Annotated in this window: 22 protein-coding genes; 13 read left to right on the top strand and 9 right to left on the bottom strand. The window is 59.1% G+C overall.

Annotated features, from left to right (window positions below):
- Positions 1 to 91 precede the first annotated feature (91 nt).
- Positions 92 to 958: a transcriptional regulator HexR gene (locus HU806_RS10665; protein WP_003187110.1), complete on the bottom strand. Its 867-nt coding sequence runs from the start codon at positions 956 to 958 to the stop codon at positions 92 to 94.
- A gap of 437 nt (positions 959 to 1,395) precedes the next feature.
- Here HU806_RS10665 and HU806_RS10660 point away from each other — a divergent pair, with 437 nt between their 5' ends.
- Positions 1,396 to 1,710 (top strand): hypothetical protein, encoded by a 315-nt coding sequence (locus tag HU806_RS10660; protein WP_186611340.1) that lies wholly within the window; start codon positions 1,396 to 1,398, stop codon positions 1,708 to 1,710.
- A gap of 72 nt (positions 1,711 to 1,782) precedes the next feature.
- On the opposite strand, the gene HU806_RS10655 is transcribed toward HU806_RS10660, so the two are convergent.
- Positions 1,783 to 4,656 (bottom strand): putative bifunctional diguanylate cyclase/phosphodiesterase, encoded by a 2,874-nt coding sequence (locus HU806_RS10655; protein WP_186611339.1) that lies wholly within the window; start codon positions 4,654 to 4,656, stop codon positions 1,783 to 1,785.
- Positions 4,657 to 4,917: 261 nt separating this feature from the next.
- On the opposite strand from HU806_RS10655, the gene uvrD reads away from it, so the two are divergent.
- From uvrD to HU806_RS10640, 3 genes are all read left to right on the top strand, one after another.
- Entirely contained in the window at positions 4,918 to 7,101 is a 2,184-nt protein-coding gene (gene uvrD, locus HU806_RS10650; protein ID WP_186611338.1) for a DNA helicase II, read from the top strand.
- 229 nt (positions 7,102 to 7,330) lie between these two features.
- Complete coding sequence (locus HU806_RS10645; protein ID WP_186611337.1) at positions 7,331 to 8,206, top strand: Tim44 domain-containing protein; 876 nt, start codon at positions 7,331 to 7,333, stop codon at positions 8,204 to 8,206.
- A 140-nt stretch (positions 8,207 to 8,346) separates the two neighbouring features.
- Complete coding sequence (locus HU806_RS10640) at positions 8,347 to 8,754, top strand: SMI1/KNR4 family protein (RefSeq protein WP_003187120.1); 408 nt, start codon at positions 8,347 to 8,349, stop codon at positions 8,752 to 8,754.
- A 22-nt stretch (positions 8,755 to 8,776) separates the two neighbouring features.
- Here HU806_RS10640 and HU806_RS10635 read toward each other — a convergent pair whose 3' ends face one another.
- Positions 8,777 to 10,540, bottom strand: a complete 1,764-nt coding sequence (locus HU806_RS10635) for a cation:proton antiporter (protein ID WP_186611336.1) — start codon at positions 10,538 to 10,540, stop codon at positions 8,777 to 8,779.
- 257 nt (positions 10,541 to 10,797) lie between these two features.
- Between HU806_RS10635 and HU806_RS10630 the strand changes: the two genes are divergently transcribed.
- Entirely contained in the window at positions 10,798 to 11,283 is a 486-nt protein-coding gene (locus tag HU806_RS10630) for an acyl-CoA thioesterase (RefSeq protein WP_186611335.1), read from the top strand.
- 56 nt (positions 11,284 to 11,339) lie between these two features.
- Here the strand turns inward: HU806_RS10630 and pdxY are convergent, their stop codons facing one another.
- Positions 11,340 to 12,212, bottom strand: coding sequence for a pyridoxal kinase PdxY (pdxY, locus tag HU806_RS10625; protein ID WP_186611334.1), 873 nt, complete (start codon positions 12,210 to 12,212; stop codon positions 11,340 to 11,342).
- A 118-nt stretch (positions 12,213 to 12,330) separates the two neighbouring features.
- Between pdxY and HU806_RS10620 the strand changes: the two genes are divergently transcribed.
- Positions 12,331 to 12,753, top strand: coding sequence for a DUF3301 domain-containing protein (locus HU806_RS10620; protein ID WP_186611333.1), 423 nt, complete (start codon positions 12,331 to 12,333; stop codon positions 12,751 to 12,753).
- Positions 12,754 to 12,765: 12 nt separating this feature from the next.
- On the opposite strand, the gene HU806_RS10615 is transcribed toward HU806_RS10620, so the two are convergent.
- Positions 12,766 to 13,731 (bottom strand): CobW family GTP-binding protein, encoded by a 966-nt coding sequence (locus HU806_RS10615; protein WP_186611332.1) that lies wholly within the window; start codon positions 13,729 to 13,731, stop codon positions 12,766 to 12,768.
- Positions 13,732 to 13,760: 29 nt separating this feature from the next.
- Between HU806_RS10615 and HU806_RS10610 the strand changes: the two genes are divergently transcribed.
- The gene (locus HU806_RS10610; RefSeq protein ID WP_186611331.1) at positions 13,761 to 14,114 is read left to right on the top strand and encodes an NADH:ubiquinone oxidoreductase; all 354 of its coding nucleotides are present in this window, start codon (positions 13,761 to 13,763) and stop codon (positions 14,112 to 14,114) included.
- On the opposite strand, the gene HU806_RS10605 is transcribed toward HU806_RS10610, so the two are convergent.
- On the bottom strand, positions 14,111 to 14,752 hold the full coding sequence (locus HU806_RS10605; protein ID WP_186611330.1) for a DUF1826 domain-containing protein: 642 nt from the start codon (positions 14,750 to 14,752) through the stop codon (positions 14,111 to 14,113). The two genes, HU806_RS10610 and HU806_RS10605, sit on opposite strands and share 4 nt — an antisense overlap.
- The gene (gene zigA, locus HU806_RS10600; protein WP_186611329.1) at positions 14,752 to 15,960 is read right to left on the bottom strand and encodes a zinc metallochaperone GTPase ZigA; all 1,209 of its coding nucleotides are present in this window, start codon (positions 15,958 to 15,960) and stop codon (positions 14,752 to 14,754) included. Before zigA ends, HU806_RS10605 begins: the two co-directional genes overlap by 1 nt.
- A 202-nt stretch (positions 15,961 to 16,162) precedes the next feature.
- Between zigA and HU806_RS10595 the strand changes: the two genes are divergently transcribed.
- The 5 genes from HU806_RS10595 (at position 16,163) to HU806_RS10575 (ending at position 19,950) form a co-directional block, all read left to right on the top strand.
- Positions 16,163 to 16,519 (top strand): glutamine synthetase, encoded by a 357-nt coding sequence (locus HU806_RS10595; RefSeq protein ID WP_527251143.1) that lies wholly within the window; start codon positions 16,163 to 16,165, stop codon positions 16,517 to 16,519.
- 116 nt (positions 16,520 to 16,635) lie between these two features.
- Positions 16,636 to 17,532, top strand: coding sequence for a GTP cyclohydrolase FolE2 (gene folE2 / locus HU806_RS10590; protein WP_186611327.1), 897 nt, complete (start codon positions 16,636 to 16,638; stop codon positions 17,530 to 17,532).
- Positions 17,529 to 18,197 (top strand): metal ABC transporter ATP-binding protein, encoded by a 669-nt coding sequence (locus HU806_RS10585; protein WP_186611326.1) that lies wholly within the window; start codon positions 17,529 to 17,531, stop codon positions 18,195 to 18,197. The genes folE2 and HU806_RS10585 overlap by 4 nt, the downstream gene beginning before the upstream one ends.
- Positions 18,197 to 19,063, top strand: coding sequence for a metal ABC transporter permease (locus HU806_RS10580; RefSeq protein ID WP_186611325.1), 867 nt, complete (start codon positions 18,197 to 18,199; stop codon positions 19,061 to 19,063). The genes HU806_RS10585 and HU806_RS10580 overlap by 1 nt, the downstream gene beginning before the upstream one ends.
- An 11-nt stretch (positions 19,064 to 19,074) precedes the next feature.
- Positions 19,075 to 19,950: a metal ABC transporter substrate-binding protein gene (locus tag HU806_RS10575; protein WP_186611324.1), complete on the top strand. Its 876-nt coding sequence runs from the start codon at positions 19,075 to 19,077 to the stop codon at positions 19,948 to 19,950.
- 68 nt (positions 19,951 to 20,018) lie between these two features.
- Here the strand turns inward: HU806_RS10575 and HU806_RS10570 are convergent, their stop codons facing one another.
- Positions 20,019 to 20,540 (bottom strand): DUF3617 domain-containing protein, encoded by a 522-nt coding sequence (locus HU806_RS10570; protein WP_186611323.1) that lies wholly within the window; start codon positions 20,538 to 20,540, stop codon positions 20,019 to 20,021.
- Between the two features lie 140 nt (positions 20,541 to 20,680).
- Here HU806_RS10570 and cls point away from each other — a divergent pair, with 140 nt between their 5' ends.
- On the top strand, positions 20,681 to 22,120 hold the full coding sequence (gene cls / locus HU806_RS10565; RefSeq protein WP_186611322.1) for a cardiolipin synthase: 1,440 nt from the start codon (positions 20,681 to 20,683) through the stop codon (positions 22,118 to 22,120).
- Here the strand turns inward: cls and cfaB are convergent.
- Positions 22,117 to 23,304 carry a C17 cyclopropane fatty acid synthase CfaB gene (gene cfaB / locus HU806_RS10560; RefSeq protein WP_186611321.1) on the bottom strand — a complete coding sequence of 396 codons (1,188 nt, stop codon included), beginning with the start codon at positions 23,302 to 23,304 and terminating at the stop codon, positions 22,117 to 22,119. The two genes, cls and cfaB, sit on opposite strands and share 4 nt — an antisense overlap.
- Between the last annotated feature and the right edge of the window lie 122 nt (positions 23,305 to 23,426).

Genomic DNA, 23,426 nt, shown 5'->3' with positions numbered 1-23,426 from the left:
AAGATGACGGCGCGGGATGACGATTTGGCGGCGCGAGGGTTACAGAACGATGAATTTGGGCAGGTGAACCCCGAGGCTCCAGGATCTGCGCTCAGTCGTCCAGCGCCTTCACCGACTTGGGCGACAATCGCAAGCTGCGAAGGCTTCGCTTCACACTCTTCAGATGATTGACCAGGCTCGGCCCACGCGCCATGGCCACGCCCATTGCCAATACATCGATAACCACCAGATGGGCGATGCGCGAGGTCAATGGCGTATAGATTTCGGTGTCTTCATGCACATCGATCGCCAGATTCACCGTCGACAGTTCAGCCAATGGAGTCTGGCTCGGGCACAGGGTGATCAGCGAGGCGCCGCTTTCGCGAACCAGGTTCGCGGTAATCAACAGATCCTTGGAACGCCCCGATTGGGAAATACAGATCGCCACATCGGTGGGTTTCAACGTGACCGCTGACATCGCCTGCATGTGCGGGTCGGAATACGCCGCTGCGGTGAGCAACAAACGGAAGAATTTGTGCTGTGCATCGGCGGCCACCGCACCGGAAGCGCCAAAACCGTAGAACTCGACACGCTGGGCCTGGGACATGGCCGTCACGGCTTTTTGCAACGCCACCGGGTCGAGCTTCTCGCGAACCTCCATCAGCGTGTGCAGGGTCGTGTCGAATATCTTCAGGCTGTAGTCGGCGACTGAGTCGTCTTCATGGATGGCAAACTGGCCGAAGCTCGCACCAGCCGCCAGGCTCTGCGCCAACTTGAGCTTCAGATCCTGGAAACCCGAACAACCAATGGCCCGGCAAAAACGCACGATGGTCGGCTCGCTGATACCGACGCTGTGGGCAAGATCAGCCATGGAACTGTGCATCACGGCCGCCGGATCAAGCAGTACGTGATCAGCGACTTTCAGCTCCGACTTGCGCAGCAGGTGGCGTGATTGGGCGATGTGTTGCAACAGGTTCAAGGGGCTGGACTCTTGTTATGGGCGGGCGCCGGGATGTAGCAAGCTTGTAGTTATACTACAAGAATTGGCCTTTTGCCTGTCCAATACGTAACTGGATTGTCTCGCGGCCCCTTTGTTTTGGCCGAGGATCGCCCGATGTAGCAGCCTGGGCCGTAGCGCAAACCCTCTGCGCTGTCGATCGCCTGACTTCCCGACCCGGCCAGAGCTTCCAACGTGAGCAATAGCGTCTATTTCTAATGAGCCAAACACTCAATAACAGCCCTCAACAACATACCTCTACAACCATAGGCAGTAAATCACAAGCCAAAACCACGTAGACCTTCGAAAGCTCATTTCTCCTTACAATACCAACCGCCACTTAACTAACACTATCAAGTTAAAGCCGTTATATTGGGTCCCGCAGGAAGCAATCAACTTTAATTAAAGGAGTTACTACTTTGAAAATTTCAACTAAAGATTGGACAGCACAAATCGATCGTATGCCAGGCGCTGCATCTTTCCGCACCTTCGGCACCGTAACCGTAGTAAATTCCGGCGTTATCCCGACGCTGGTCCGGAGCGACAAACAGGACAAATCTTTTGATCTACGGTTGGAGTTGATACTTCAAAACTCCGACGGAGTTTCGCTACAAGTGCTCACAGACAAGGTTGTCGAATACAAAGAGCTGGGTGCATCCAACGTCACCGGCGTAAGTATCTTTTTTGAAGGGAAGTTACTACACCACATTGATGAAGTTCTAGTTACCGACTAAGCATTCGGCCACAAACAACTTCCCGCCTGACGCATTCGGCGTCAGACGGGAAGTTTCAATCGGCGATCAGGTTTATCCAGCCAAGTGTTCCATCCGCAACAACCCAGCCAGCTCCTCGGCTTCCACCGGCCGACTGATCAGATACCCCTGCACCTCATCGCAACGCTCGCTCCTGAGGAAGTCGAGCTGCTCCTGCCGCTCAACGCCTTCGGCGACTACCTTGAGCGACAACCCATGGGCCATTGCAATAATCGCTCGTGTAATCGCCGCGTCTTCTCCACCCTCCCCTAGCCCACGAATGAAGGCTTGGTCGATCTTCACGTAATCCACCGGAATGCGCTTGAGGTAGCTCAGGGATGAGTAGCCAGTACCAAAATCGTCGATCGCCAGCTTGACCCCAAGGTCGCGCAGCTGCTGGAACGTGGCAATGATGTGTTCGACGCTGTCGAGCAACTGGCTCTCGGTCAACTCCAGCTCCAGGTGCTGGGGCTCCAGGCCGGTTTCTTCCAGCACTTGCCGCACCAGGCTGACAAGCTTTCCCTGGCGCAATTGGTGCACCGACAGGTTGACCGACATCCTGATCGGCGCAAGCCCTTGGCGCTGCCATTCGCATGCCTGCCAACAGGCCTGGCGCAACACGAACTCTCCAATCGAACCGATTAGCCCGGTCTCTTCAGCCAAGCCAATGAAATCCCCCGGTGGGACTTGACCCATGGTTGGATGGTCCCAGCGCACCAACGCCTCGGCGCCGTTCAGGCGACCGGTCGCCAGGCACAGCTTGGGCTGATAGAAGACCTTCAGCTGTTTTTCTTCGAGAGCCTTGCGCAACTGGTTTTCCAGTTGCAGCCGCTCCAGCGTGCTGGCCTGCAAACTGTCGGTGTAAAACTGAAAGTTATTACCTCCCAGATGCTTGGCATGTTGCATGGCTATGTTTGCCTGGCTGACCAGTGTGGAAACTTCCCGCGCATTGTCAGGCAACAGGCTGATGCCGATGGATGCGCTGATCACCAGCTCGTGGCCTTCGACGGTCAGCGGCACCCGCAGCTTGGCCGCCAGCCGGGTCGCCACCCGGGCGAGACTCGAAAGGTTGCCATAGGCGTCGAACAGTACCGCGAACTCGTCGCCGGACAACCGGGCGATGGTGTCGGCTTCGGGCAATGCATTGATCAAGCGCCGGGCCATTTTCTGCAGTAATTGGTCGGCGATGTCATGACCAAGGCTGTCGTTGAGCAGCTTGAAGCGGTCCAGGTTGATGTGCAGCAACGCCAGGCTCCGCCGCCCGCCCTGGCGCACTCGCTGGTGGGCTTCATTCAGGCGCTCGCGGAACAGCGAGCGGTTCGCCAACCCGGTCAGCTCATCGTAATGGGTGAGGTAACGCATCCGCTCTTCAGACTCGCGTCGAGCCGAAAGATCAGCGAAGAAGCCCACTATATGACTGATGTTTCCCCGAAGGTCTCGCACAACATTCAACTGCAGCCACTGCGGGTAGAGTTCGCCGTTGGCGCGCGCCTCCACCAATTCGCCTTGCCAAGTACCGTGCTGCTTCAAGGCCTGGCGGATGATCGGATAGTGCCGGCGCGCGTCGCGACTGCACGGCAAATCAACCACATTGCAACCCAGCATGTCGGCGATATTGAAGCCCGTCACCCGTGTGAACGCTTGATTGGCCGCAAGCAACGCGTAGTTGGGGTCGAAAATCACAATGCCTTCGCTGGCGGCTTCGAACACCGTGGCCGCCAGTTGCCGCTGTTGTTCAAGCTCTTTGCTGGCGCTGATGTTTCGCCGGGTGCCGACCATGCGCAGCACCCGACCACTCGCGCTGCGCTCCACCGCCCGGCCGCGATCTTCGATCCAGACCCAATGACCGTCCCCATGGCGCACTCGGTATTCGATCTGATAATCCTCGCTGCGCCCTTTGAGATGCTCGATCAGGGCGCGCTTGAGCGCCGGGAGATCCTGAGGATGCAGGCGCGGAGTGAGATGACTGAGCATGGCAGTGATGTATTCGGGCTCCAGGCCAAACAGCTCCTTGAGCTGAGTGTGATGGACTTCATCGGTCTGCAGGTTCCAGTCCCACAACCCCAGCTCGCTTGCCTTTAGGGCCAGCGCCAGACGCGCTTCACTTTTACTCAGGGCTTGGCTGGCCGCCTCCAGCTCAAGGCTGCGCTGCTCGACCCGCGCCTCCAGCCCAACCTGCGCCGTACGCAGCAGGGCCTCGGCAGAGCGGCGTTGTTCGACTTCCCTGCCCAACGCCTCGTTAAGCTGCGAACTACGGGCTTGCGTCTGCTGCAGATGCTCGATCAGTGCCTGATTCTGGAACCGTCGCAACATTCCATTTCGTATCACTCGGTTGACCTGCCAAGCCACCACGCTGAGCGACACCAGCACAATCAGCCCGAGCCAACCCCATCCGCGCTGATGCTCATCACCACCCCAGAAAAGATAACCGATGGCCGGAAGCAGACAGGGCAGCGTAAAGGATAGGAATGCCGGAAGGCTCACGGCATAAGCGACGCTGGCCGAGAGGGTGGCTGCGCCGATCAGCCCAAACACCCATGCCTGCTGCTGAAAGCTGTCGGCCGGCACCAGGGCGATGCCGGCAGCCGCCAACGTCAGACCGGTCATGGCCGAGCCCAACAAAAACATACGCAACCAGACCGGGTGCGCCTGGCGGCTGGGCATCGCTGAATCGAAAGCGGCCACCTGAATCACCCGCAGCGCCACCAGTGACAGCAGCCAGACCAGCCACACACTCACCAGGAAATAACGCGACGGCTCCCACAACAGCGCGGCGCAGACCAGCCCGTTGATGAGCATGAAGAGGGTGGGCAGCAGCGAGCCCTGGTACAACAACCTTGTGCGTTCAACCGCCATTTCCGTGGCGTATTGCTTGCAGATGATCCGCGGCTCCACACAAGGGCCCGCCAGATCGGAATTGAAGGTCATAGGTGATGTTCTTGTTCTTATTCAAGGATGCATGGTGCATCCGAAACGAGCCCCGAGCATACACAAGCCAAAGGGCATCCCACACTGCTCTCGCTCATAAAAATGCCGAAAAAACTGCCATTTCATTGAGTGCCAGTCGCGTCAAGCCCGACCTGCAGAGGCTTGTAGACGCTGACCAGCCGGTCATCACCAAACGGTCTTTTTATCGGCTGATGCGAAGCTCGGTTTGCCCGGGGTGACGCCGCACCCTAGAATGCTTCGATGCGCGATGATCTCTCCCTTCTGTTGAATTCCCTAAACGACGCCCAACGCCAGGCAGTTGCTGCCTCCGTGGGTCGTCAATTGGTCCTGGCCGGTGCCGGCTCCGGCAAGACCCGAGTGCTGGTGCACCGTATCGCCTGGTTGATCCAGGTCGAGAACGCCTCGCCCCATTCGATTCTGTCAGTGACTTTTACCAACAAGGCCGCTGCCGAGATGCGTCATCGCATCGAACAGTTGATGGGCCTCAATCCGGCTGGCATGTGGGTCGGTACGTTCCACGGCCTGGCGCACCGCCTGTTGCGTGCCCATTGGCAGGAGGCCGGCCTGAGCCAGACCTTCCAGATCCTCGACAGCGACGATCAGCAGCGGTTGGTCAAGCGCGTCATCCGCGAACTGGGCCTGGACGAACAACGCTGGCCCGTCCGTCAGGCCCAGTGGTTCATCAACGGCCAGAAAGACGAAGGCCTGCGCCCGCAACACATCCAGGCCAGTGGCGACTTGTTCCTGGCGACCATGCGCAGCATCTACGAAGCCTACGAAGCAGCATGCCAGCGTGCCGGGGTCATCGACTTTTCGGAGCTGCTGCTGCGGGCGCTGGACCTGTGGCGCGACCATCCGGGCTTGCTGGCGCACTATCAGAAACGCTTCCGGCATGTCCTGGTAGACGAATTCCAGGACACCAACGCCGTTCAGTACGCGTGGCTGCGCCTGCTTGCCAAGGGCGGCGACAGCCTGATGGTCGTAGGCGACGACGACCAGTCGATCTACGGCTGGCGCGGTGCCAAAATCGAAAATATTCATCAGTATTCGGCGGACTTTCCGGACGCCGAAGTCATCCGCCTGGAACAGAACTACCGCTCCACCGCCGGTATCCTCAAGGCCGCCAACGCTCTCATCGCCAACAACACCGGCCGCCTGGGCAAAGAGCTGTGGACTGACGGCAGCGAAGGTGAGGCGATCAATCTCTACGCCGCATTCAATGAACACGATGAAGCCCGCTATGTAGTGGAAACCATCGAAAGCGCGTTGAAAACCGGCCTGGCCCGCAGCGATATCGCCATCCTGTATCGCTCCAACGCGCAGTCGCGGGTCCTGGAAGAAGCCTTGTTGCGCGAACGGATCCCATACCGGATCTACGGCGGCCAACGCTTCTTCGAGCGCGCGGAGATCAAAAACGCCATGGCCTACCTGCGCCTGATCGAAGGGCGCGGCAACGATGCCGCCCTGGAGCGGGTGATCAACGTGCCGACGCGGGGCATTGGCGAGAAAACCGTCGAAGCGATTCGCGACCATGCCCGCCACGGCCATGTGTCGATGTGGGAAGCCATGCGCCAGTTGGTCGACAACAAAGGCGTAACCGGCCGCGCAGCCGGGGCGCTGAAGGCGTTTATCGATCTGATAGAGGACCTGGCTGCCAAATGCGCCGAAATGCCCCTGCACTTGATGACCCAGACCGTCATCGAGCAGTCTGGCCTGATTGCCTACCACGAAGCGGAAAAGGGCGAGAAAGGCCAGGCCCGGGTGGAAAACCTTGAGGAACTGGTCAGCGCTGCGCGCAACTTCGAAACCACGGACGAAGATGGGGACCTGTCCCCCTTGTCGGCATTCCTGGGGCATGCGTCCCTGGAGGCCGGCGACACCCAGGCCGATGAGCACGAGGACAGCATCCAATTGATGACCCTCCACAGCGCCAAGGGCTTGGAGTTCCCGTACGTATTCCTGGTGGGCATGGAGGAAGGCCTGTTTCCTCATAAGATGAGCCTGGAAGAGCCGGGCCGCCTGGAAGAAGAACGGCGTCTGGCCTACGTCGGCATCACCCGGGCCATGCAGAACCTGGTGCTGACCTATGCCGAAACCCGTCGCTTGTATGGCAGCGAGACCTACAACAAGGTGTCTCGTTTCGTACGCGAAGTGCCGAAGGGTCTCATCCAGGAAGTGCGACTTTCCAACAGCGTCAGCCGTCCGTTCGGCGGCAGCCAGCAGCAAGGCACCAGCAGCCTGTTTGGCGGCAGCGATATACCGGAAACCGGCTTCAGCCTCGGCCAGGCTGTGCGCCATTCGGTATTTGGCGACGGCGTGATCCTCAATTTCGAAGGCGCTGGAGCCCAGGCTCGGGTCCAGGTCAACTTCAGCGAAGGCAGCAAATGGCTGATGCTGGGGTATGCCAAGCTGGAAGCAATCTAAGATTCGCAGGACCCTATGGGAGCGAAGGCCCGCCCCCATAGGTGATCCACTGAGCTTTCCGATAGAACTTGTTTACCTTTCCTACAGCCCAAAGCGAACAAGCCTTCTTGCGCAGCCGAACCTGAACCTCGGCTGTCATGCAAAAGCCCGAAACACTCTGCCGCTAGCCAGCAACAGCTCACCTGTGCAACATGGGCCGCGTGCTACTCACAAATGGGAATGCCTTTATATGAAACGTTTTCTTAGCATCGCCATGGCGCTGTGCATCGGCCTGACGATGGCAATCGACGCCAATGCCGCCAAGCGTTTTGGCGGTGGTAAAAGTTCGGGCGCGGCCCCGACTCACCAGACCAGCCAGATGGCGCCGTCCTCTGCGGCCGGGTCCACTGCCGCCACCGCAGGCGCGGCCGGTGCCGCAGGCGCTGCCACCAAGGCCAGCGGCGCATCGCGCTGGCTCGGCCCCCTGGCCGGTATCGCCGCCGGTGGCCTGCTCGCCTCCATGTTCATGGGCGACGGCTTCCAAGGCATGCAGATCTTCGACATCCTGATCATGGCGGTCATCGCCTTCCTGGTCTTCCGCTTCATTGCCGCTCGTCGTCGCAAGCAGCAAGAGCAACTGGCTCCAGCCGGTCACGCGCCAATGCAGCGTGAGGTGTTCAACCAGCCGCCAGCCAGCGGTTCGATTTTCGGTGGTTCGGCAGCGCCTGTGGCCGCTCGTCCGGTCATCAATGCGCCGGCCTGGTTCAATGAACAACGTTTCATCGAAGCAGCACGTAGCCATTTCATGTCCCTGCAGCAACATTGGGATGCGAACGAAATGGACAAAATTGCCGAGTTCGTGACCCCGCAACTGCTGGAGTTCCTTAAGCGCGAACGTGCCGAGCTGGGTGATGGCTTCCAGTCCACCTATATCGATAATCTGCAAGTGCAACTGGACGGCGTCGACGATCGCGCCGACAAGACCATCGCCACCCTGACCTTCAGCGGTGTGTCGAAGGATTCTCGCTTCGACAAAGGCGAAGCGTTCAGCGAAAGCTGGAACATGGAACGCGCCCAGGGCGATGACCAGCCTTGGATGGTGGCCGGCATTCGCCAGAACGGTTGAACCTTTGCCCGTTTTGCATGTTGAAATAAAAGAACCCCGGCTCAGGCCGGGGTTTTCTATTTCGCGGTTGCATCTATAGCGAGCTACTGTATAAACCGCTCCATGTAAAACCGCGCCATCGAGAAAGAGGATCCCCGGACGTGGAAGAAATCATCGAACAATTGCGTGAAGCCAACGAGCCCGTACCGGTCCCGCTGGAGCTGCCCGACGAAGATTTGCTGGTAGAGATCGAAGAGCAGCTGTTCATCGATATACCGTTCGTGTTCAGGGAGTTCTTGCTGACGGTCAGCGACGTTGTATACGGCAGCCTGGAACCGGTAACCGTTACCGACCCGCAATCCCACACCTATTTGCCGGATGTAGCGGCAAATGCCTGGGACGCTGGCGTGGACCGCAGCCTGATTCCGATCTGCCAGGACGGCGACGATTACTATTGCGTCGAAGAGGACGGCACCGTGGTGCTGTGGCAGGCCGAAGAAGAACTGATCGCCGAGGAAACCTGGGAATCAGTCTGGCACTGGGCGCGGGACGTCTGGCTGGAAAGCTGATCCGCCAAATGCCGGCCGTCGGTCAATGCCCGGAGGATTCCTTGTGATTGTCCAAGGTTTCCAGCAACGCCACCTGCATACGCGTGTGAAGGCGCACAAACCAGCGCCAGAGCAGCGCCGCCACGGCAATCGCCACCACGGCGATCAATACCAGCAACTTGTTGGTCGGTAGAATACTGGCCGACAAGGCTGCCAACAGCAGGAAAATCACCAGTAGCGAAAGAATGGGGATCACTTCGGCGATCACCCGACGGACGCGGTGAGTGTGACGGCCGGCCATTTCCGGCTTCACACCCAGCTCTGCCAGCAGCATCGACAACGCCTTGAGCTTGCGATACGCAGCAATCAGGAACGGCAGTGACAACAGTAATGCCCCGCCCCAGATCAATGCTTTCTGCCAGCTTGGATCGCTGATCCAGGCTTGCAGATACGTCGACATCCACTCGGCGAAATAACCGCCAGAAACGAAAATCGCGATCACCAACGCCAGATTGACGCCCACCTGCAACAAAATCCGCCGGATCATAGCCGCCACCAACGCGCCCTCGCCTTGAGGCTGGATGCTGCGCAACCATTCGCCATACATCCCTAACACCCGTGCCAGCCGTTGCGGCATCATCGTCGCCAGTTTCACAGATAAGGGGTCCGCAGCACGGATCAGGTAAGGGGTGGACAGCGTAGTCAGCACCGAGACGGCGACGGCTACCGGGTAGAGGAAGTCACTGGTGACCTGCAATGTCATCCCCAGCGAAGCGATGATGAAAGAAAACTCGCCAATCTGCGAAAGCCCCATCCCAACGCGCAGTGAGGTACGTCCATCGTTACCGGCGATAAAGGCACCAAGGCCGCAGGACAACATCTTGCCCAACACCACCGCTACGGTGATTACCGCGATAGGCCAGGCATATTGCAGCAGAATCGCAGGATCGAGCATCAAGCCGATGGCGACGAAAAAAATGGCGCTGAACAAGTCACGCACCGGCTCGACCAGTCGCTCGATTTTCAGCAGCTGCCGGGATTCGGCCATGATTGCACCGATCAGAAACGCTCCCAGTACCATGCTGTACTCGAGCTTTACCACCAGCAGGCAGAAGCCGAAGCACAAGCCCAACACGGTGATGAGCAGCATCTCGTTGCTGTCGAATTTTGCCACATAGGCCAAGAGCCTCGGCACCAGCAAAATGCCGATCACCAGGGCGACGATCATGAACAGCGACAACTTGCCCACCGTCGAAAAAACTTCGCCGGAGCTGACCGTGCCGCTGACGGCGATGCTCGACAGCAAGGCGATGATGCCGATGCCAAGGATATCCTCGACAATCAGGACGCCGAATATGAGCTGCGCGAAGCGCTCGTTTTTCATCTTCAAGTCATTGAGCGCCTTGACGATGATCGTCGTCGAGGAGATTGCGAGAATAGCGCCGAGAAACAGCGAATCCATGGTGCTCCAATCGAACCAGCGACCTATCTCGTAGCCGATCCAGATCATCAGCACGATCTCGAGGAACGCAGCGATGAATGCCGTGGCCCCCACTTTGAACAGCTTGCGCAGGCTGAACTCCAGGCCCAGGCAAAACATCAGGAAGATCACCCCAAGCTCGGCCAGGGTCTTTATGGTGTCTTCGTCATGGATGAACCCGAACGGCGGTGTGTGCGGGCCGATGATGAAGCCTGCGACGATGTAGCCCAGCACCACCGGTTGTTTGAAACGATGAAAGAGTACGGTCACCAGCCCCGCAGCCATCATGATGATCGCCAGATCCTGGATAAAACTGATGGCATGCATATACGCGGCTCCCTGTTCAAAATGACTCATCGTTGGTGGATAAGTCCGTTTCCTTTGTAGGAAATGCCCTTGCGAGGGGCTTTTGAAGGGTAACACCGCGACTTCTGGCAGAAAGACGGTGCAATATATCGAAACAGATCCACCGAAGCGTGACGGCAACTGCGGGCGCAACGTCCCGATATCGGTGGTTTTGGAATGATCCGCCAGCGTCCGCAGAGGCGCACTCCCGATTGGCTGCCTTGAACCGTGAGAATGTTATGGAACCCGGAAACGCCCAGCTGTCGATGACGGTATTGATGACCCCCGATATGGCCAACTTTTCTGGCAATGTCCATGGCGGCACGTTGCTCAAATACCTCGACGAAGTCGCCTACGCCTGTGCCAGCCGTTACGCGGGGAGATATGTGGTGACGCTGTCGGTCGACCAGGTCATTTTTCGCGAGCCGATTCACGTTGGCGAGCTGGTGACGTTCCTCGCGTCGGTAAACTACACCGGCAATACCTCGATGGAAGTCGGCATCAAGGTCGTGACCGAAAACATTCGTGAACGCTCGGTCCGCCATACCAACAGCTGCTTTTTCACCATGGTTGCGGTGGATGACCAGCGCAAGCCCGCGCCCGTTCCTCCCTTGCAGCCGCAAAATGGCGAGGAAAAACGCCGTTACGAACAAGCCCAGCAACGGCGTCAGATCCGCCAGGAGCTGGAGCGGCGTTACCAGGAAATCAAGGCAGACGGGCCTTGATAGGGCTGTCAAAAATCAATGTGGGAGCGAATTTGCTCTCACATTGATTTTTTCGGTCATAGGTTGATCGGCACGGCTTCGAAGCGCACGCGCGGATGAGCGATTCGATCCTGGGCGCGAACCAACTGCAGCTCGTAGCTTGCACACGCCTGGGTTTCCAGCAGCACTTCGTGCACCGCCGCAGCGGTGAATTCGAAAGCCGCTACCAGGCTGTCTCCCAACAATAGCCGCGCCAGGAACAATCCCGAGGTCAGGTCACCCACCCCCACTGGTTGACGGGGAAACGCCAGCAATGGGCGGCGCAGATGCCAGCTGCCATCAGCTGTCACCAGCAGCATTTCGAAGCTGTCGTCTGGCTTGCCGAGGTAAGCCAAGTGCTTGACCAGCACTACCTTCGGTCCACGGGCCAACAGCGCGCGAGCCATGGCCAGGCAATCGAGTAAGGATTGCGCCTTGCGCCCGGAAAAGCTGTCCAGCTCCAACTGGTTCGGACACATGATGTCCGCCACGGCGGCCGCCTCTTCCAGCAGGAATTCGCTCACCTCGGGCGCCACGATGCAGCCTTTCTCCGGATGCCCCATGACAGGGTCACACAGGTACAGCGCCTTGGGATTGCATGCCTTGATCCGCGCTACGCCCGCCAGAATCGCTTGTCCCTGGGCGGCGCTACCCAGATAACCAGACAGCACCGCGTCGCAATTGCCCAACTCGCCAATCGCAGCGATGCCCTCTACCAGAAGCGGTATCTGGGCCGGCGCAAGCACTTCTCCGGCCCACTGTCCGTACTGGGTGTGATTGGAAAACTGCACGGTGTTGAGCGGCCAGACATTTACGCCAACCCGCTGCATCGGAAATACGGCAGCGCTGTTGCCGGCGTGACCAAATATCACATGGGACTGGATGGCAAGCAGATGAGGCGTACGTTTCATGCGGCAGGTTCCGTAAAACGAATGAAATTCAAGCCGCGCAGTATGCGACTAAACACAGCCTGTACGACAGACCGGCGAGACAGTTAAGCTGACGGCAACTTGTTGGAGCACCTCGTTCATGCTGACCCTTGGAAACATTTTCGTGCTGATGCTGCTGGCTACCGGTGGCGCTTGGCTGTGGCACAACCATGGCTTGCGCGAACGGGCCTTGGCAAGGGTCATGCAACATTGCTCCAACCTGAAGATCGAGTTGCTGGACGGCAACGTGGCGCTGCGCAAGATCGGCTTCGTAAAGGACGCCGGCGGGCGACGACGGTTGGCACGGATCTATAATTTCGAGTTCACGGTGACGGGAGAGACCCGTCATTCGGGTACCATCACCCAGTTCGGGGCGCACAGTGCACACATCGAACTCGCGCCCTACCCCATGCCGTTCGAAGAGACGCCGCCTCCGCCGATCGAGTCGGTCCAGACCCGCCCCAGGGCTGAAGTCATCGAGCTGAGCCAGTGGCGCCAGGAGCACAACAAGTGGAAGCCCTGAAATAAGACGGACTCAGGGAAGGCGACAACTCGCCAGGTCTGCTTGAAGCGCTTCCGGGTCTTGCGGCTCGGAGAAAATCAGTTCAATTCGCGAATCCTGCCGCCACTCGCTTGCTTGCCACTCCAACGTCCCGCCTTCCAACGCATTGGCTGAAACCCAACCGCCATCGCTGTGGATGACCATTTTCGCCCGCTCCCAAGTGGCGACTCGCACCCATCGAGACACCGCCGCCACGTTGAATCGTTGGCTCGGATGCCAGCGCCATCCGATGCTCCATCCCTCGCCCTGTTGCTGATAAAGGCAAATCGGCGACGTCGGGTCACTCCAAATGGACGGCATTAGCCCGAGGCTTTTGGGCAGCGCCAAGTTACCCACGACACCGTTGCCGCGAGTGCCAAGGCCAGGCAATCGATCGACAGGCAACGCAGCCTGGTGCGTCCAGTACAACCCAACCTCCGGCAGCTGCGCAGAGATGCGCTGGCGATCGGTTTCGGTCAGGCCTTCGGATTTGTTCAATACCAATAAACCGGCATCAGCCAAGACCTGTCGTTGCGCATCAGGCAATGGCTTGCCATCAGCCAACGCCCGGGCGTCCAACACCAGCACGCAAGGCTGGACCGCCAATACACCCAGCCAGGGCGCGTGGTTCAGCTGCCGCAATAATTGCGCAGGATGACCCAGCCCGGAAGGTTCGATGAACAGACGATGTGGGCGCGACTTGCGCAACAAACGGCCAAGGCCAATCTGAAACGGCGCGCCGTTGACGCAACACAAACAGCCCCCGGCCACTTCGCCCAGTGCGATACCATCGGCAGCCTGGGTCAGCAGCGCGGCGTCCAGGCCGATCTGGCCGAACTCATTGATCAACACCGCCCAGCGTTCATCAGCCGGGCGCTGGGCCAGCAGTTGCCTGATCAAGCTGGTCTTGCCTGCCCCCAAGGGCCCGGCAATGACATGGGTGGGAATGTTCTGCAACATGATCGATAGTTTTTCGACGGAGGTTAACGATGCGAATGATTGGCTGGTTGTTGCTGGCCCTGACTTCGAACCAGGCCATGGCCCAGGCTTGCGTGGTGCACAGCCAGGCTGAGCGGCTCGATGTAAAAGTCTGCCAACAAAACCGCAATATCCCGCAGAAGCTGTTCGCCGACGGTTTCTGCCAGCCAAGCCTGGCCGGGCAGAAAGTCGACGTGCAGTACGTCGAACATTGCCCCGGCGGCGCCTTTGGCATCTGCAGCAACGCCCAGGTCGCCAATATGCCTTATCGCCAGGACATTCACTATTACGGCGTGGCCACCGATGCGGCTTACCTGAAACCCTTTTGTGAGAGCAAAAGCCAAGGAACCTGGCTCAAGCCTTAGGCCAGCCAATCCAGCGAGAGGATCAGCCGACGGTCGCCCGGCGTCGGTTGCGGTGAGCGGTGGATCAGTCCGAAACCTTCATTGCCGTGCCATTTTTCGCCTTTGAGCAGGGCCACTTCGCCGCTGCACATCTGCTGGATCACGTCCGGATCGTCAGGCTCGGCGTCAGGCTGGCCCAGTCGTCGACGGTCCATACCGGCCTCCATCAGCCACTGGCTACCTACACCGGCATACGTGGTGATCAGTCGTACCGGCACATGGTCGACGTGAAAACGCGGGCACATCGCCGAATCCAACGCCCGCAGGCGCACGCCTACGCGTCGGGCGCCCAGCAGGCACGAAAACGCGCTGACCAGCCAGGCCACGTCCGCGACAAAACCTTCATATCCCTGCAGATCGCTGAAACCTGCAGCAAGACCGTGCAGCGTCGGCTGGGTGTCCTCATCCGGCATGTCGAGAACCATCGACTCGGCCACGGACTGGTTCATCGAAACCACCATGGCCGCGAAGTCACTAATATGTGCCGGGAGCTGGCGCTGCCAGACCGCCAGGTTGATGTCATCATCCAGAATCTGCGCCAAGGTCAGCGGGGTATGCCCGTGGACCTGCCGTACCTGTTTCAAACGAGGCGCCAGCATCACGCCGCAACCTCGTCGTGCCAGGGACCGAACGGGTCCGGCAAGTGACGCCAACCTTCAACCCCCAGGCTCATCTCCACGTCGGTGAGCAGGCAGGCGTCCAGTTCGGTGGTGAGCTGGGAAAAATCTATATCCTGACCGATGAACACCAGCTCCTGGCGGCAATCGCCGGTGGTTGCCAGCCAGTTTTTCATGATGGCGGCGGTGTCCTCCTCGTCCCGCGGCCATTGGCCTTTGGGCACAAATCGCCACCAGCGTCCGGCGAAGCCGTGGCGCATCAGACCGCCGGCTTGCGACCAACCGCCGGCCTCCTCGTGTTTGCTCGCCAGCCAGAAAAAACCCTTGGAGCGCAACAGCGTGCCGTTGGTCCATGGGCGATCGATAAAGCTGAAGAACCGTTGCGGATGGAACGGACGGCGGGCACGGTAAGCCGTCGACGCGATGCCGTATTCCTGGGTTTCGGGCACATGCTCGCCGCGCAGCTCCCGCAGCCAACCGGGCGCCTGCGAGGCGCGCTCAAAGTCGAAGCGGCCGGTGTCGAGGATCGTTTCAAGCGGTACCTGGCCCATGACCATTGGAACAATCTGCGCTTGGCTGTTGAGGCGCTTCAAAATTGCCGTCAGTTCTTCCCGTTCGTGACGGCTGATCAGATCGATCTTGCTGATCAGGATCACGTCGGCAAACTCGACCTGTTCAATCAGCAAATCGGTGATCGAGCGCTCATCGTCTTCCCCGAGGGTTTCGCCCCTTGTCGAAAGGTTCTCGGCGGCCTGGTAATCCTTCATGAAATTCACACCGTCGACCACGGTGACCATGGTGTCGAGCCTCGCCACATCGGCCAGGCTGCGACCTTCTTCATCACGAAAGGTAAACGTCTCGGCCACGGGCATCGGCTCCGAAATACCGGTGGACTCAATCAGCAAATAATCGAAGCGCCCTTCCCTGGCCAGCTTGCCGACTTCTACCAACAAGTCCTCACGTAGCGTGCAGCAGATACATCCATTGCTCATCTCCACCAATCGCTCTTCGGCTCGATTGAGCGTGACATCTCGCTGGACTTCGCTGCCATCGATGTTGATCTCACTCATATCGTTGACGATCACCGCGACGCGCAGATTGTCGCGATTGCGCAAGACGTGATTAAGCAAGGTACTTTTACCGGCACCGAGGAATCCGGAAAGCACGGTGACTGGGAGGCGCTTGGGCATCAGGTTTATCCTCATCAGGGCAGCGGCCGCTGGCGACGTAGTTGTGGCGTGTCACGGCTCGTTATCAGACTTGGGTTCGGCCAAGGTCTGTTTTGTTGATGTTATACTATAACCTCAAAAGCGACCTTTCCAATTTTCCTCCGCCCGTTTGAGAATTAAATCCATGCACAACCTCTGTCGGTACTTGGTCGCGGGGTGTTTGATGATGCTGGTCGCCCCAGGCGTATCCGCGCAAAGTCCTTTGTTGGCAAAATGCACCCGCAGCGCCAATGTGCTTGCTTGTGCGGATGCACAAGGCAACGCCTATGGCGTCTCAACGGCTGGAAATACGATCTATCTGCGCGGATTCGAGGTATCGGGCCGCCGCTCCTGGGCCCAAACAAACAGCCGTTACGGACAGCTGACTTTTTTCACGGGATTGGCTTCAGATGGCGAAGCCTGGGTTGGATACAGTCGTCGCGTAGGCTGGACAACGATCAATCGTTTCTCCAGCTCCGGGGGCAGCGCCGGGAAATTCGTGTGCGGGCGAATGATGGGCTGCCAGGATTCGGCGCGCTGATGTTTTTACGTGGACCGACCAGCCGCAGGTAAATGAAACTCTGTTCATAAAAAAGGTGTCGTGGCTTTTATTGTTATACTATAACATTAAAAACGAGCCCCTCACGGACCTTAAAAATGAACGCGTTAACTCTGCCGGATATAGCGGCGCAGGCCTCTCGCCAAGCTTTGCCTTTGGAGTGGGTAGGAATGTGCGGCATCGCAGTGCCGGTATTGGTGAACGGCCAGAGATTGAGCGCAACGGCAGACGCCGGTGTCAGTCTCGATGACGGCGAGGCGCGTGGCATCCATATGTCACGCTTGTATCTGGCATTACAAACGCTAGAAGAGGCCCCGCTCTCTCCGGTTCTTTTACGCCAAATCCTCCAGCAATTTCTTGTTAGCCATGATGGACTGTCCCGTAACGCTTCCCTGACTTTGCATACTGACTTGTTATTAAAGCGCCCCGCGCTGGTCAGCCCATTGGCCGGCTGGAAGCGTTATCCAATCTCCATCGAAGCTCACTTGAAAAACTCAGTGTTCCACGTGGAACTCGAAATTCAGATTCCTTATTCATCGACGTGCCCTTGCTCTGCGGCGCTGGCGCGGCAGTTGATCCAGCAACAATTCGTCGCCGATTTCGCCAACAAAGCCCTTGAGCATGCGCAAGTGCTCGCTTGGCTAGGCTCAACGAAAGGCATCGTTGCCACCCCTCATAGCCAACGCAGCGTGGCCACCCTTGCCGTGCGGCTGACCCCCAACGTCGCCGAGCTTCCGTTAGTCACGATTATCGATGAGGCCGAAAAAGCCCTCGGCACCGCTGTACAAACCGCCGTCAAACGCGCCGATGAGCAAGCGTTCGCCCTCGCCAATGGCCAAAACCTGATGTTCTGCGAGGACGCTGCGCGTCGATTGAACAGGGCGCTGAGAAGCGTGCCTTCAATCACTTCATTCGACGTGCGAGTGGTTCATGCCGAAAGCCTGCATGCCCATGATGCTGTTGCACGAAGCCATTGGAACGGGGAGCAATCATGATCCGCTGCCGAGACCTACGCTGGGGCGCACCCGGCCAACCCCTGACGCCGCCCCTTCATATGGAGCGGCCGGAAGGTAGTCTGACGGCGATTATTGGCGCGAACGGCGCGGGAAAAAGCAGTCTGCTGAAAGTAATCGCCGGGCTGCAAAAGCCCCTGTCGGGAAGCGTGCTAATCAAGGTTCCACGGCGCGGCGGCGTGTCATTTCTGCCCCAGCAGCAACACCTGGATCGGCAGTTTCCCATCAGTCTGCAGGAGTTGGTGGCCGCTGGCTCCTGGGGCTCAAGACATACTCCAGCCACACGAAATCAGCGACTCAAGGCTGTCCTGGACGATTGGGCATTGAGCGGTCTTGAGCAACGGCCGCTAATGGCGCTTTCGGGAGGCGAGCTGCAACGTGCCCTGCTCGCCCGCTTGAGCCTGGCCGAAGCGCCGCTTTTATTACTCGACGAGCCCCACGCGGCCCTCGACGAACAGGGCCAGACCTTGCTGTGGAAACACATTCATCAATGGCATCGCGAGGGGCGCACCTTGGTGGTGGTCTGCCATGACTTGGCTGCCGTGCACCGACACATCCCTCACACATTGTTGATCAGACCCACCGGATGCGAGTTGGGTCGCAGCGCCGATCTCATCGCCCAGCCCACTTACACACAGGTGGCTTGATGCTCGCCGCCGCTCAACTCTGGCTACCCTTCCAGGAATTCGTCTTTATGCGTCGAGCCTTGCTCGGCGGCCTGGTGTTGGCGTGCAGCACGGCGCCGCTGGGAGTGTTCCTTATCCTAAGGCGCATGAGCCTGATCGGCGATGCGGTGGCTCACGGCATTTTGCCAGGCGCAGCCCTCGGTTTCTGGTTCGCCGGGCTGAGCTTGCCGGCCTTGACTCTGGGCGGCCTGGGCGCCGGCCTGAGCATGGCCGGGTTGGCTGCCTGGATCACCCGACGTACTGGCCTGAGGGAAGATGCCAGCCTGGCGGCGATCTATCCAATCTCCTTGGCCGCGGGCGTGTTGATTCTCGGCATGGCCGGTAAACGCCTGGACTTGCTGCACTTATTGTTCGGCTCGGCACTGGCCGTGGACGGCCCGACACTCACCGGGATGCTCTGGGTCTCTGTGGCCAGCCTGGCCGCAATGGCGCTGATCTATCGTCCCCTGCTGCTCGATACCCTCGACCCCTTGTTCCTGCAAACCGTCAGCCGTCTCGGGCCGTTGGCCCATGGGGTATTCCTGACCCTCGTGGTGCTCAATCTGGTGATCGGCTTCCAGGCGATCGGCGCATTGATGGTCGTCGGCCTGATGATGTTGCCAGCGGCCGCTTCGAGATTCTGGAGCCGTCGCTTGCCCATGCTGATAGGGGTCGCGGCACTGCTCGGTTGCCTCTCGGTATGGCTGGGCCTGCTGCTGTCGTTCTATCTGTCGCTGCCCAGCGGGCCGGCCATCGTCCTGGTGGCGGGCGCGTCTTATCTGCTGTCCGTGATATTCGGTCCGGTGCACGGTTTGCTGCGCCGCCCGCCCCTGCTTACATCCCAATGAGGTGTTTCCCGATGCGCGTCCTGTTTCTGATATTCAGCTTGATGCTGTCCATGTCCTTGTCTGCCGCAGAAAAGCTCCACGTGGTCACCAGCTTCTCCATCCTGGCCGACATGACCCAACAGGTCGGCGGCGAACACATTCAGATCATCAACATGGTAGGACCGGACGCCGATGCGCATACCTACGAGCCCACGCCGGACGACGCCAAGGCATTGCTCGCGGCAAAGCTGATCATCAAAAACGGACTGGGCTTCGAGCCGTGGCTGGACCGCCTGGTCACCAGCACTGAAACCAGCGCCCCGGTTATCAGCGCCAGCCGTGGCGTGATCCCGCGTTCGCTGGATGAAGATGGCGAGACCATCCCCGACCCGCATGCCTGGCATAACCTTGCCAATGCCGAACTGTACGTCAGCAATATCACCAAGGCGCTGATAGCCGCCGACCCGGCCAACAAGGCCGACTACGAACGAAACAGCCAGGCTTACCTGAAGAAGATCTACGCCCTGCTCGCCGAAGCCAAGGCCAAGTTCGGTGCACTGCCTCCGGGCAATCGCAAGATCGTTACGTCCCATGATGCATTCGGTTACCTGGGCCAAGCCTATGGCATCGACTTCATGGCGCCCCAAGGCTTGTCCACCGAGCGTGAGCCGTCGGCGGCGGAAGTTGCCGCCCTGATCACTCAAATTCGCCAGGCGAAAGTCAAAGCGGTGTTCATGGAAAACATCAAGGACGCACGTCTGCTCAAGCAGATCGCCGACGAAAGCGGCGCACACATCGGCGGTACGCTGTACTCCGACGCCCTCGCTGCCAGCGGCCCCGCCAGTACCTTCACCGGCCTGTTCGGGTACAACCTCAACACGCTGTACGAGGCATTGAGCCGGCCTTGATCGGCTGGGCTAGCAACACGCAACCCGGCCGAGCGAACGCCCTCGTCCAGGGGCTGGTTTGAAACAGGTCAAGCCCTCGGCTTGACCGTGCCGCAATCCTGCCCCAGCCACACGGCTCGAGTGTCCAGGCTACCGTTCTGCTGGATGCCAGTGGCGTTGAACGTGCCGTTGACCTTAGTGGTGAATTCTCGATCGCTCTGGAATGTCGCGATACCGTTGCCCTGGGCTTTAGGGCAACTGAAGCGAAACTTCCACTGATTGCCGGTTCGCTCGGTGATCTGCTGTTTGCATCCCGATTGCGGGTCCTGCAATGGAATGTCGTTGGTCTGGACCTGTGCCGGAGTCAGGCACACCCGGATGCCTTTGCCGCCCATGGTAATGCCTTGCTTCTCGAGCATTGCCCGTTGCTCCGGCGTCATCTGGCCTTGCAACTGGCCGAGGATCAATTGCAGGTCCGGCAGGTTCTGGTTGTCGACTTTCATATTGCTTGTCGTCAATTCCCACAGGCCCGGTTGAAGCATCTGCGCCTGAGCCGCCACAGGAACCGACAAGCCAACGGCCAAGGCCAAACCCAGCAGACGAACTTTCATTGCAAAAACTCCAGAGGACAAGTGGCCGTTAGACGCCTTCCGCAGACTTCGGTTCAGGCTCGGGGCGAGTGAATTAAATAGCGACATTCGCGGCAGAACATGGTCTGTTAAGCATCGAACCTCAGGAGCACGGCTGCCCCATGGATTATTTCGGCCCGCATGTTTTTGGTTACCTGATCGCGCTGCTTCACACCCTCGGTTCCATTGCCGCCGTTCATGCGGTGCTTACCGTGCGAACCGCCCAAGGCTCGATCGCCTGGGCCCTGTCACTGGTGTTCATTCCCTACCTGACACTGATTCCCTACCTGGTTTTTGGTCGCAGCACCTTCGACGGTTACATCAAGGCGCGCCGGCAAGCCAACGAAGAAATGCGCAAGGCAATCTCCGAATTGAATTGGCGCCCCTGGGTCGAAGAAGCGCTGACCGCCCGCGCGTCCCAGGCTTATGCTTCGTTACGGGCGATGCCTAAATTGGGCCGGGCACCGTGCCTGGCGAACAATCAGGTGCGGTTGCTGGTGGACGGCCAGGTAACGTTCGAGGCTATTTTCCAAGCCATTGAAAACGCCCGGGAAGCGGTGCTGGTTCAGTTCTTCATCATCCACGACGACCGTCTCGGACAACGCTTGCAGGCACTGCTTTTAAAGAAAGCCGCCGAAGGCGTCGCGGTGTACCTGCTTTATGACCGTATCGGCAGCCATTCCCTTCCCCACCGTTACGTCCAGTCGCTACGTGACGGCGGCGTCCACGTGAAGGCGTTCGCCACTCGCAGCGGCTGGCTCAACCGGTTCCAGGTCAACTTTCGCAACCACCGCAAGATTGTCGCTGTGGACGGCGTCCTGGGCTTCGTCGGCGGCCACAATGTGGGCGATGAATATCTGGGGGAAAAGCCTCCCTTGGCCCCGTGGCGCGATACCCATGTCGAAGTCCGCGGCCCCGTCGTGGCCAGCATGCAGGAGTCATTTGCCGAAGACTGGTTCTGGGCCGCTCGCGCGTTGCCGCCGTTGATTCTTCCGGACACTTATCCAGAGGGCGGCGTACTCTGCCAGCTGTTGTCCAGCGGCCCGGCCGATGCCTACGAAACCTGCTCGCTGTTCTTTGTCGAGGCCATCCACGCCGCAAGCGAGCGGGTCTGGATTACCACGCCGTATTTCATCCCTGACGAAGCAGTGTTTGCGGCACTGCGCCTTGCGGTCCTGCGCGGGGTGGATGTGCGCATCCTGCTGCCGTCGCGGCCAGACCACAAGATTGTCTACGCCGCGTCCAGCCTCTATGCCTTCGAAGCGGTTCGGGCCGGCGTGCGGGTATTCCGTTATGAGCCGGGCTTTTTGCATCAGAAAGTTGTTCTGGTCGACCGAGAAATAAGCGCCATCGGCAGCGCGAACCTGGATAACCGTTCGTTCCGATTGAATTTCGAGGTGATGCTCCTGACGGTGGATGCCGCCTTTGCCGGCGAAGTGGAGCAAATGCTGGAAAACGATTTCGCCCAAGCCCACGAAATCGCCAAGCAAGAAAGCCGGGAGACCCACCGCCTGCAGAAAGTCGGCATGCGGATCGCCCGGCTTATTTCCCCGATCCTTTAAGGGGCGTAGATGTCGTCGCGGGTCCAGGGCAACTCATGGCTGCCATCGGCATGGGCCTTCACCGCGAGAATCTGGTGCAGGTTGATCCAACCCTTGGCAAACGCATAAGCGCAGCCGGCCAAATAGAGTCGCCAGATTCGCAGCGCCTGTTCAGGCACTTCCCTGGAGGCGGCTTCGAGGTTGTCTTCGAGGCGCTCGCTCCAGTGGTCGAGCGTGCGCGCGTAATGCATGCGCAGGCTTTCCACGTCGACAATTTCCAATCCTGCTTCGCTGATCTCGGCAGAGATCATCGACAGGTGCGGCAGTTCGCCGTTGGGGAACACGTATTTCTCGATGAACTCACCCGCGCCGCGACCTACCGGGCGGCCGTCGGTGTGCTTGGCAGTAATCCCATGGTTCATTACCAAGCCGCCCTCGCGAACGGCGCCGAACAGCGTCTTGCAGTACTGCGCCAGATTCGCGTGCCCTACGTGCTCGAACATACCGACGCTGACCACTTTGTCGAAGCGACCGTCCTGGGGCAGGTCCCGGTAATCCATCAGCTGAAGCTCAACTTGATCCGCCAGCCCTTGCGCGTTGACCCGCTCCCGGGCCAAGGCCAGTTGCGCGTTGCTCAGGGTGATGCCGAAAACCCTGGCGCCGAATTCTCGCGCCGCGAAGCGGGCCAACCCGCCCCACCCGCACCCGACGTCCAGCAGGTAGTCACCCGGTTGCAGGCGCAACTTGCGGCACAGATGGCGAAACTTGGCTTGCTGCGCTTGTTCGAGGGTTTCGCTGCCGGTTTCGAAATAGGCGCATGAATAAGCCATGTCGCTGTCGAGCCAGAGCTGATAAAAGGCATTGGATAAATCGTAATGGTAGGAAATCGCCTTGGCGTCGGTTTCCTTGTCATGGACCGAGCGCACCGGCAAATGACTGTCGTCGTCTTCCACCAGGGCCTGGCTCAACTCGTCGCAGACCCGAATGACTTCGTTGATCGAGCCCTCGAGTTCAAGTTTGCCTTCGACAAATGCCGCTCCCAATGCGTCCAGGCTGGGATGGGTGAATTGCGCAACCATTTGTGGGTCCTTGACCACAATCGTGACGCTGGGGTCGGCGCCCAGCGTGATTTCATGGCCGTCCCAGAGCCGCAGCCGAAGCGGCAGATGTAGATTCTGCAAGGCCGGTGGAAGTTGAGCGAGCATAAGGTAACCCCCTTGTTTCAGACGTCTGAAATGAGGGTAGACCATGGTAGAAAAATAGCAGGCTATCGAATTTATAGCCTTTTTCTATCGTCTTCTAAATCTACTGTTTGAGCAGTAACCGC

The sequence above is a fragment of the Pseudomonas sp. SWRI154 genome (assembly GCF_014268645.1).
Lineage (GTDB): Bacteria > Pseudomonadota > Gammaproteobacteria > Pseudomonadales > Pseudomonadaceae > Aquipseudomonas > Aquipseudomonas marvdashtae.
This window is presented reverse-complemented; position numbering and strand designations above follow the sequence as displayed.